We start from the raw sequence: 6,716 nt of genomic DNA, 5'->3' as shown, positions 1-6,716 counted from the left end.
ACATACACGCAACCATCTGACAACCAATTTTAACTTTTTACCTACTAAGTAGTAGCTAGAAAAGCCTCAAACAACCACTATTTTGTGTTTTGTTTGTTAAATGATTGATCATTTTTAGAATTGGTGACTTTACAGTTGAAATGCATCATTTGGCACTTTCAGATATGATGGAGACCACTTAAAAGGAATCATTATGCAAGACGTTATTGATATATCTTGGTGGCAGTTATTGTTCTTCAGCTCACTTCTCTTGCTACCTATTACCATCAACCACAAGTTAAAACTCGGCCTTGGCAAAGAGGCTTCTGTCAGCATAATCCGTATGGTTATTCAGCTATTTCTAGTGGGACTTTACCTAGAATACTTGTTCACCTTAAATAGCTTATGGGTCAATTTACTGTGGCTATTTGCAATGATCATCGTTGGGGCAAGCTCAATTGTTGAAAAATCTAGGCTCTCCAAAAACCTACTTTTAGGTCCTATAGCCGTTAGCCTTGCTGTAACTTGTGTACCTATTGTCTTGTTTATCTGCTTTTTCATCATTAAACCGACACCGGTTTTTAACGCACAGTACCTTATCCCTATTGCAGGGATGCTGTTAGGTAATAGCTTAAGCAGTAATATCGTGGCATTGCAGAACTTGTTTGGGGCTTTTGAAACGCAGAAATCAGAGTACGAAGCGGCTATCGCTTTGGGCGCATCTCCTTCCTATGCAGCCGCGCCTTTTGTTCGTAATGCGATACAGAAAGCGATGTCACCAATTATGGCCTCTATGGCAACTACAGGCTTAGTCACGCTACCGGGAATGATGACAGGACAGATCTTAGGAGGTGCATCACCGATGATTGCGATTAAGTATCAGTTGATGATCATGTTAGCTATCTTCGTGATGATGAGCTGCTCTTTAGCACTTGCACTTCAGCTCTCATTGAAGACATCTCTTACTAAAGAAGGCCGAGTTCTCGCGCAAATACAGCCTTCGAAATAGCCTCCCTACCCCACTTAGATCTGGTTACTCACTGAATTTGAGACAGGTTATCCACAGAAATTGTGGATAACCAAATCAATATAGATCCTTTTTTGTCCATTCCCACCTAGGGAAAGATCATTACCTTTGATCTTTGGGTGTTTTCAAAGACATATACACACACGGTGATCATCGCTATTGAGCGTTCACATGATAATTTAAGAAATGAATAAGTAGGTTTTCCACAAATAAAAACGGCCTGCAATGCAGACCGTCTTTTAAATGTCATAAGTCAGTTCAGTGTTTTCACTGAGTCCAAGTTACCCAGTTAACTCGTAAACTGGATTAACCGTGTAATCGGAATTAATCACGAAACCTTTGCTTGGTGGATCACGCCACCCTTATTAGTCACGTAGGTAGATCAACCAGTACCACATACCAACAAAGATACCACCGCCAATGATGTTACCAATGGTAACGGGCAGCAAGTTGTTCATCAAAAAGTCCATCATGTTCAGATCAACGTAGTCCGCAGGGTTAGCGCCTGTCATTGTCCAAAATTCTGCGGGAGCAAATGTTTTGATACCGATAGCTAAAGGGACTTGGAACATGTTGGCAATACAGTGCTCAAAACCGGCTGATACGAACATCGCCACAGGTAAAATCATAACTGCGATTTTGTCAGTCAGTGTACGTCCACTAAACGTCATCCATACCGCGATACAAACCAACACATTACACATGATGCCAAGCGCGATAGCTTGGATAAAATCATGGTGCATTTTGTGTTGGGAAATCGCCATGGCATTCAAACCCACTTGCCCATGATCGAACATGTACTGTTTAGTCAGAAGCATACAGGCCACCAGCAGCAATGCACCAATTAAGTTACCGACATAAACCGTGGTCCAGTTCTTAACTAATGTACGCCAGGTAATCTTGCCACTTGCGCGAGCAACAAGCGTCAACACCGAGCTGGTAAACAGTTCACCACCAGTAACAACAACAAGGATTAATCCTAAGCTAAAAGCTAGACCACCCAATAAGCGAGTAATACCCCACGGTAAATCACCAGCACCGGTAGTCACGATAGTGTAGAACACAAACGCGATACCAATATGTATGCCGGCAGAAATCGCTAGGAGAAAAGATTTGATTGGATCTTTGGTTGCTTTACCTACGCCAATATCTGCAGCGCGCTCAGCCATTTGTGGCGGTAATAATGAGTCGAATTGGTTTAGATTCATGATGATTTACATTTTGAAACATGTCGTCGGGAGCGCGATAATCCTCTCTTTCATTTCTGAATTCAAGAGCTATTTTAAGCTCGAAATGCCTCTCACAACCCTGTTGAAAGGAATTAGTCCAAGTTATTCCAAATTCATACGACTTTAGTAGTAAAAATAAAACTCTGCTGAATGATTAGTTATCAGCATAGAAAATAACACATCTATAAATATCAACAAGTTACGTTAAAACACAAAGAATAACGTACACTATAATGACTCAATGAACACTTTTGTTTTCAGATTTTGACATAGATCAACAGAACGTAAAAAAGCGCCCTTAGGCGCTTTTAACTCAATCACAAATAAAGAAATTAGTCTTACTAAACCGAAGGTTCAACCATTTCTTCTAATGATTGTTCGAGAGATGCATCCTCTAGGCTAGATTCAACACTAGGAAGAATCACATCAGAGTCACTTTCGCTGGCAACTTTACCACCTAAGCTTTTCAAACTATCCACTAACTCTTCTAGGCTCTTTATATGAGCATCACTCTTGGTAACCTGATCATCTAACAATTGGTTGTGCTTGGTCGCTTCAACCAATTTCTGTGTTTGTTTCTGATTCTCACTTTCTAACTTAGCGAGTCGCTCAGTCAAAGTTTTAATCTCTGACTTTAATGACGCCGTCATGTCTGAGCCTTGCAGCGCTTTAACACTCGCTACAATTTTTTGAGACTGAAGGCGCAATACAACATCACGGTGATCTTCATCATTAACCACTCGTGAAATGCTCAATAACTGATTCTCGGCATTTAAAACCGATTGTTCAAATTTGTCACCTTTAATACTTGCGAGCACTTTAACTTCATGAGCAACACTGCGCACGTGGTTTAATTCGAACTCTGCAGCGTGAACTGCGTCTTCAATGATCGACTTTTCACGGGGACTGGCTTTCACTTGGCTTTCTGCCAAAGCAATTTGAGATGCCGCTTTAGCAAACGTCAGTGGAACAACGTCGTCGAAATCTTCATCTTCCAAGAACTCCAACTCATCCTTCAAAGGTTCGATGTACTTCTTGTGGGCCACTTTAACTTCTAACAAACTCGCGTTATTAAGAAACTCTACCTGTGCTTCCTGAGCATCTTCAAGTTCGTCAACCAGCACATACTCAAACAGCTCGCTGTATTCTGAATACAAGCGCTTGTAGCTCGATGCAAACATAGTGTCGGCACCAAGAAACTTTAAGTAATCCATTTGCACTATCGAGTCGGCTAATACTCTGTCAGCCTTTTCCTTTAGCACTAAGATCGAGTCATAATTTGATCGAATCAACGCGATTTTTTCATCAAAGGCTTCAGCGTAAGTTAATGTCGAAAAAATCGAGTAACTCTTGGTTAACCGTGTTTGATCTTTCAGTAAGTCCGCATAAATGCTTTCAGCATCATCCCAAGCGTCTAATAGTTCATTGTAATTCTCTGGAGCATAGAGAGACAATTGAGCGTGTTCTTCAAGCTTAGTCTCCCACTCGGAGTAAACACTTTGGACAGACTGAAATGAACGGACCTCTACTGTTGATTCATTGTCATTTGTGGTTTGGTTCGCGCCTGTCTGCTCTGAGGGTGTACTTTGACAACCTGAGATAGCAAATAGCATACTGATCGTTAATGCTACTTTGTTCACTCTCACTGATGCGTTTCCTTTTTATACAATATTAGCTGGATGCAATATATTTCTAGTAACACAATATATTACAACCACTTCCCAATAAACATCGTTCAGAATTTAAGTGGCTGCAAATCACGCAATCTAACTAAAATAAACCCACCATACGACGATTAATCATTCAATTTGGTATCACTTATCAATTCTATTTATTTGCTATTGCTTGAGCCGTGAATGCGCACTAAGGTGAAGGTAGAGAACGTTATGAATATATAGGTTAATTATGAAGTACAACGCTGAACATATTGCTGATTTAAACCTCCTTCTTCAATTTGATGTAAGTAGCGCCGCTACTGGAATTAAAGTTCATCAAGAGGCTGCTCAAGAAACTCAAGACGCTGTTAAGCGCCTATTCGAAAAGAATCTTTGCACTCAGCCAGACGGTGGTTACCTAACAGATGAAGGTATCCAGATGGCAGAGCGCGCAGACAAGTTACTTCGCGTACTGAACTAAAACTCCACGGTTCTAGTAAAAACTCCACTCGCTTCGGCCGTGGAGTTTTTTCATTTTTGGGCAAAGGTTTGTTAGGCTTATTGTAAATTCGTCATTTGCAGTTGTGAGGAACACATGGCTTCTATATTTATTGTTGGTGCAGGATGGGTCGGTGCACCTTTATCTGAACATTTAGAAAAACATGATAACCAAGTCGTCGTGACGAAGACTACCCAAGAAGGCGCTGACGCTATTGGCAACGAACGCATTCCTTGTGAAGTATTCAGTTTTGATGCAATACAACCTGAACGCTCTATTGGCCAACTCTACTCACTCCTATTGGAAAACAATACTGAGATAGTGATTGGTAGCTTTCCTCCCGGCTTTAGAAAAGGCGCTGGTGTCGAGTACGCCGACTATTGGCAACAACTGACCAGGGCTTGCCAGAAGGCTAACGTGAAAAAGCTCATTATGGTCAGTTCGACGACGGTATACCCAACCAAGCCCGGAGTTCTGTACGAGCAAGACGCCTCACTCACTCTTTCTACCTCAGAAAACGAGCAAGCATCCGCATTTTCGGACAATGCACGCGTGATGCTGAAAGCTGAACAGCTGGTGATGGATTCCGGCATCGATTACACCATTCTTCGTTTCAGTGGATTAATTGGCCCGAACCGTCACCCATCGAGGTTTGCAAGTAAATTGAAGCAGGTTAGTACTCAAGCTCCTGCCAACATGCTTCACCTTGATGATGCGATTGGTGCGGTCGATTTCGCCATCAATCAACTGCACAATGAAATCGTAAATGTCACCACACCAAATACAGTGAGCAAGGCAGAGTTCTACGCAGCAGCATTAAAAAGTGCCAATAGCAGCGAGCCACTTCCCCCTCTTGTCGATACGCCAGACAAACTGATCTCGTCGAAAAAGATTCTCGACTTAGGTTACTCGTTTAAATTCGAATCCACACTGGACGCACTTCATGACTGAGCAATCTACAGCTAAGAGAAATCCCAATATAAAACTGCATCGCTCAGTAGACACCCTTTGGAACTTTATGTCTATGGGTCACAAGGTTACGCCTTCAGACTGTATTTTTGTATTGTGTAGCAACGATACCCGCGTCGCTGAATATGCAGCCGAGCTTTATCACCAAAAGATAGCGCCTTACATCGTTTTTTCTGGTGGTGTGGGACGTTTTACAGAAGGAAGCTTTGAGCGTTCAGAAGCAGAAACGTTCGCTTCTATCGCACGAGACTGTGGTGTGCCTGACTTAGACATTATCATTGAGAAGCACGCGACAAACACTGGGGAAAATGTACGGTTTACCTACGAGCTACTGGATCAGCGAGGATTATCACCTAAACGGCTGACCCTAGTTCAGAAGCCCTTTATGGAGAAACGCACTTACGCAACGTTTGCTAAACAGTGGCCTGACGAAGTTACCGAGATTCAAGTCACTTCACAATGGCAAGACTGGGATGATTACTTTAACGAAGAGTTGCCGTTAGACATGGTGTTAGGTGCATTGATTGCTGATTATGAGCGAATCAAATCCTACCCCGCTCAGGGCTTTCAAATTGAGATGCCCATCCCTGACGACGTTGACCATGCCTATCAAGCATTGAAGAAGCTGGGTTTCGAATAAAACTTTAAGTCACGCAATACTCTTTTTCAGAAAACAAAAACGGTGGCACTTGGCCACCGTTTCTTATTCTAGCTATTACTTGAGCTTGTTGATTTCAGCTTTATTCACTTAAGAAGAATTAACCAAAGAGCTGCTTATTTACCTAACGCTTCTTTATAATGTAAACGGCAAGCCGAAACATATTGGTCATTGCCACCAATAGCGACTTGGTCACCTACAGCAATTGCCACACCGTGCTCATCTGTACGAATTACCATATTGGCCTTACGGCCACAGTGGCAAATTGTTTTAAGTTCTACTAATTTGTCAGCCCAAGACAACAAGTAGCGGCTACCTTCAAATAATTCACCCAAGAAGTCAGTGCGCAAACCGTAGCAAAGTACAGGGATGTGCAGCTTATCAACCACTTCTGTTAGTTGGTAAACCTGCTCTTTCGACAAAAACTGACACTCATCGATCAATACACAATGACGCTTTTCTTCTTCGTTGAGTTTTTGAATTGCCTCAAACATATTGGTGTCGTTTTTAAACAGTTGAGCTTCAGATTGAAGACCAATTCGTGAACTCACTTTACCGATACCATAGCGATCATCTAATGCAGCCGTAAAGATCACTGGTGTCATACCACGTTCTTGGTAGTTGAATGAAGATTGAAGAAGCGTTGTTGATTTACCCGCGTTCATTGCCGAGTAATAAAAATACATCTGAGCCACAGAAA

General features: G+C 42.0%; 7 protein-coding genes. 4 read left to right on the top strand and 3 right to left on the bottom strand.

The features are described 5' to 3' along the window. The first annotated feature begins 193 nt into the window (after positions 1–193). Positions 194–988, top strand: a complete 795-nt coding sequence (locus tag AB4496_RS24970; protein ID WP_102257841.1) for an ABC transporter permease — start codon at positions 194–196, stop codon at positions 986–988. A gap of 383 nt (positions 989–1,371) precedes the next feature. Here the strand turns inward: AB4496_RS24970 and focA are convergent, their stop codons facing one another. Both focA and AB4496_RS24960 read right to left on the bottom strand, forming a co-directional pair. Next, positions 1,372–2,214: a formate transporter FocA gene (focA, locus tag AB4496_RS24965; RefSeq protein WP_009848790.1), complete on the bottom strand. Its 843-nt coding sequence runs from the start codon at positions 2,212–2,214 to the stop codon at positions 1,372–1,374. 362 nt (positions 2,215–2,576) lie between these two features. Beyond that, positions 2,577–3,881, bottom strand: a complete 1,305-nt coding sequence (locus AB4496_RS24960; protein ID WP_102257840.1) for an ATPase — start codon at positions 3,879–3,881, stop codon at positions 2,577–2,579. 259 nt (positions 3,882–4,140) lie between these two features. Between AB4496_RS24960 and AB4496_RS24955 the strand changes: the two genes are divergently transcribed. The 3 genes from AB4496_RS24955 (at position 4,141) to AB4496_RS24945 (ending at position 5,998) form a co-directional block, all read left to right on the top strand. After that, positions 4,141–4,371, top strand: coding sequence for a TIGR02647 family protein (locus AB4496_RS24955; RefSeq protein ID WP_009848792.1), 231 nt, complete (start codon positions 4,141–4,143; stop codon positions 4,369–4,371). Between the two features lie 114 nt (positions 4,372–4,485). Then, positions 4,486–5,340: an NAD(P)H-binding protein gene (locus tag AB4496_RS24950; RefSeq protein WP_102257839.1), complete on the top strand. Its 855-nt coding sequence runs from the start codon at positions 4,486–4,488 to the stop codon at positions 5,338–5,340. Then, on the top strand, positions 5,333–5,998 hold the full coding sequence (locus tag AB4496_RS24945) for a YdcF family protein (protein WP_102257838.1): 666 nt from the start codon (positions 5,333–5,335) through the stop codon (positions 5,996–5,998). The genes AB4496_RS24950 and AB4496_RS24945 overlap by 8 nt, the downstream gene beginning before the upstream one ends. A gap of 134 nt (positions 5,999–6,132) precedes the next feature. On the opposite strand, the gene AB4496_RS24940 is transcribed toward AB4496_RS24945, so the two are convergent. After that, positions 6,133–6,711 carry a thymidine kinase gene (locus AB4496_RS24940; RefSeq protein WP_102257837.1) on the bottom strand — a complete coding sequence of 193 codons (579 nt, stop codon included), beginning with the start codon at positions 6,709–6,711 and terminating at the stop codon, positions 6,133–6,135. Positions 6,712–6,716 lie beyond the last annotated feature (5 nt).

The sequence above is a fragment of the Vibrio sp. 10N.222.46.A1 genome, assembly GCF_041473595.1.
GTDB classification, from domain to species: domain Bacteria; phylum Pseudomonadota; class Gammaproteobacteria; order Enterobacterales; family Vibrionaceae; genus Vibrio; species Vibrio tasmaniensis_A.
Note: the sequence above shows the minus strand (reverse complement) of the source record. Positions and strands in the feature narration are given on the sequence as shown.

Excerpts from the sequence above, each read along its gene's own strand:
- AB4496_RS24970 (WP_102257841.1), top strand. The coding sequence starts at position 194 with ATGCAAGACGTTATTGATATATCTTGGTGGCAGTTATTGTTCTTCAGC.
- focA (WP_009848790.1), bottom strand. The coding sequence starts at position 2,214 with ATGAATCTAAACCAATTCGACTCATTATTACCGCCACAAATGGCTGAG.
- AB4496_RS24955 (WP_009848792.1), top strand. The coding sequence starts at position 4,141 with ATGAAGTACAACGCTGAACATATTGCTGATTTAAACCTCCTTCTTCAA.
- AB4496_RS24950 (WP_102257839.1), top strand. The coding sequence starts at position 4,486 with ATGGCTTCTATATTTATTGTTGGTGCAGGATGGGTCGGTGCACCTTTA.
- AB4496_RS24945 (WP_102257838.1), top strand. The coding sequence starts at position 5,333 with ATGACTGAGCAATCTACAGCTAAGAGAAATCCCAATATAAAACTGCAT.